Source organism: Microbacterium paludicola, from assembly GCF_039529675.1.
Taxonomy (GTDB): Bacteria; Actinomycetota; Actinomycetes; order Actinomycetales; family Microbacteriaceae; genus Microbacterium; species Microbacterium paludicola.
Map to the genome: position 1 here is coordinate 1 of NZ_BAAANG010000054.1, position 3,202 is coordinate 3,202.

General features: G+C 68.2%; 3 protein-coding genes. All 3 read left to right on the plus strand.

Translation table 11 applies throughout. The annotated features are described in order from the left end of the window. Window positions 1–382 precede the first annotated feature (382 nt). Complete coding sequence (locus ABD161_RS15600; protein WP_344005066.1) at window positions 383–760, plus strand: hypothetical protein; 378 nt, start codon at window positions 383–385, stop codon at window positions 758–760. Further along, entirely contained in the window at window positions 757–2,871 is a 2,115-nt protein-coding gene (locus ABD161_RS15605) for an FtsK/SpoIIIE domain-containing protein (RefSeq protein ID WP_344005069.1), read from the plus strand. Before ABD161_RS15600 ends, ABD161_RS15605 begins: the two co-directional genes overlap by 4 nt. 15 nt (window positions 2,872–2,886) lie before the next feature. Beyond that, window positions 2,887–3,202 (plus strand): hypothetical protein (locus ABD161_RS15610; protein ID WP_344005072.1); only part of this gene is annotated, 316 nt, incomplete at its 3' end.

A 3,202-nucleotide genomic window follows, 5' to 3' on the forward strand; every position in this document is an offset into this window, starting at 1 on the left:
AACACCACGTTCATGTCCACTGACAGGCAAAGCGTTACATCACCAGCACCAGGTTCTCACTGGGAGCCCGCTCCGGCCGCGATTGTCGCTCCGCTCCGCCGATCCACACAATCGATGGCACGGAACGTCGGGTACTCAGCGGGGACGTCGTTCGACCATCGCGGAATCCCGCGGTTCTCGAACACAAGATCAATGCCACGAACTACAAATCCACTGTCATCGGACACGAATGCAGGGGCGATGCAGGGCCGATGCCCACCCTGCATCGCCCCTGCGTCACCTGATCACAGCGCGGCGCGCGGCGAGGCCTGGATCTCTGAACGGCTGTCAGACGGGGGCCTCCGGGCTCACCTATAGGGGTGAGCGAACAGGAGGATCTTCGATGGACGAGCTCAAGCCGACGTCGCGTCGACGCCAGGAGTACACCGCCCCGCTTAGCGCCCCGCCGCTGCGGGCGAGTCTGGTGGAGCGGGCCGAGACCGCGATCCGCAACCCCGACGTCGAGAAGCATCTGCGGATGCTGCTGGCGAGGTGCTCGAAGATCCGGGCCAGGTTCGAACGACCCTACGCGCGCCTACGCGAGATCTCGCTCCGTGTCGAATGCGACATCGCGCGTCGTGAGCGTGAGCGAGCCGTCACCGTCACCGCGCGCAGGATCGCGGAGTGGGCGCAGCTCGAGGAGGACCTCGCGTCCGTGCGAGCGGAGATCGCCGAGCTGCTGGATCCGGAGCCGGTCATTCCTCCGAGGGCCCGAGCATGAGCCTCACCGCGTCCCGCCCGCGCGCGCCGAAGGCGCAGCCGTTGAGCGTGCTCCCGCCGCGGCGGATCGCCGGCCTGGGCAGTGTGGCTGTCCTTCTCGCTCTCGCCGTCGTCGCTCACGGCGTTCTGCTGCTGATCGACGAGCACACCGAGTGGATCGTGCCGATCTGGATCTGCGCCGGCGTGCTCGCGGCGGCGATGGTGAGCTCAGCGGTGCGCACCTTCATGCGCGGCAGCCGGATCGAGCCGGGCATCCAGGCGGTCATGCCGATGCTCGGCGCCCGCGTCCCCAGTCGGGATCTCGTCAAGGTGCGTCGATGGACGCGGGGATGGGTCGGCAACCCGCAGCGGGTGCTGATCCGGTACGCAGCGGACATCGACGACGACGAGGAGCGGTTCGTCCCACGGGTGGTCGAGAGCTTCTCGCGCCGGATGGGCCTTTCGTACAAGGTGCGCCGGCACAACGTGCGCCGGTGCCTCCTCGAGCTCGAGCTGACCACCAGCGAGAAGAAGACCAAGACGCACGAGCGGGCCGAGAAAGTCGTCGCGGCGCTGCTGGGGGAGAGTGCCTCCACCAAGATCACGCTCGACTCGTTCGGGCAGCTGCAGCGCATCGACGTCAAGCACAACGTGGGCCCGCGGATCTCGCAGGGCGCCCGCCGCAGCCAGATCGAACGCACCCTCAGCCAGATGCTCCCCGGCCGGTGGCGCGCGCGCTGGGACCTCGAGGCCGACACCGTGATGTTCGAGATCCGGCCCGAGCTGCCGGACATGGTCCGTCACGAGGTCGACGGCCCGCAGGAGAAGCAGACCCACGCCGTCTACAAGGCGTTCAAGATCCCCATCGGCGTCGACGAGGACGGACGCACGCAGTGCTGGCAGCCGTCCGTCTCGCCGCACCTCCTCATTGCCGGCGGTACCGGCTCAGGAAAGACGTCGCTCGAGCACACGATCCTGACCCACCTCGCCAACGCCCGATGGCGGATCTGGGTGCTGGACGGCAAGCGAATCGAGTTCGCCGGGTTCCGGGACTGGCCGAACGTCGAGCTGGTCGCCTCCCGCATCGAGGACCAGGTGCGCATGCTGCACGCGGCGCACGAGCTCATGGAGGAGCGGTACTCGCTGATCGAGGAGGGCAAGGCCACCGTCGCTGACTTCGAGCCCCTCGCGGTGATCATCGACGAGTACGCCACGTTCAAGGCCCGCGTGATCCGCTGGTACAAGACCGTCAAGCAGAAGGGTGACCCGACTCAGCCGCCCGTGCTGGATCTGCTGCCGGACCTGGCCCGCCTGGCGCGCTCCGCGAAGATCCACCTGGTGCTCGGCCTGCAGCGCCCCGACGTCGAGTTCGTCGGCGGTGAGATGCGAGACAACTTCGGAGCCCGCTACTCGCTCGGCCGCCTCTCCCCGCAGGGCGCGAACATGATGTGGGACAGCTTCGCCGTCGGCGTCGCGATCCCGCGCAACAAGCAGGGTCGCGGTGTCACGCTCAATGCCGAGTCGCTGCCGGTCGAGGCGCAGGCGTTCTACACGCCGGATCCGCAGAAGGTTGGTGCCGACGACACCGAGGATCTTGCGCACCTGGCCCGGATCCGAGAAGCAACGATCGTCACCTACACCCGGAAGGCGATCCGCCCGCCCGAGCCCGTCTACGACGACGAGGGCGAGGAGCTCGCCATGCCGTCCTACACCGAGTGGGTCTCGGCTCCGATCGTCGACTGGACACCGAGCCTCACCGACGAGCTGCCGGACCTCCCGGCCGCGCCGGCCTCACGACGGGGTCTGCCGTCGAACGTCGTGCCGATCCCCGCCAAGATCCGCTTCGAGCCCAGCGAGCCCGACGTCGATGACGCCGAGCCTGCAACCGAGGCAGACCTGTTCGAGGGGTACGGGCCCGCGCTGGAGGAACCGATCGGCCAGATCGGGATCGGCGATCTCATCGTCGTCGACGAGGACCTCGAGATGTGGGGCGTGGTCGAGTCCATCGAGGAGGACATCGTCGAGGACGACTACCTCTGCATCGACTACCGCCACTTCGAAACCGGCGAACCGGGCGGCGTCTCGCTGCCCGACTCAGCCGCCGTCACCGTCCGCCGACCCACCGGCGACTGAGACAGGAGAGAGCGCATGCGCGACAACGACGACGACCTGATCACCCTCTTCATGCTGCTCGCCGGCGCCGTCAGCAGCGGCATGTTCGCGGGGATGTTCCTCGAACCCGCCCGCGATTGGGCCGTCCAGCACGGGCTGCTCGCCCTCGGCGATGCGGTGATCGTGCCCATCGTCGACGGCGTCGGCCTCGGCCTGCCGCAGCTGCTCATCCTCGGCGGCGGTCTGGCCCTGCTGCTCGTGCTCGGCGGCACGCTCATCCACCGGCTCGACCGGCGGATCAGCTGGGCCCGCCGCTGCCGAATCCCGGCGTTCGTGAAGCTGCAGAAACGGA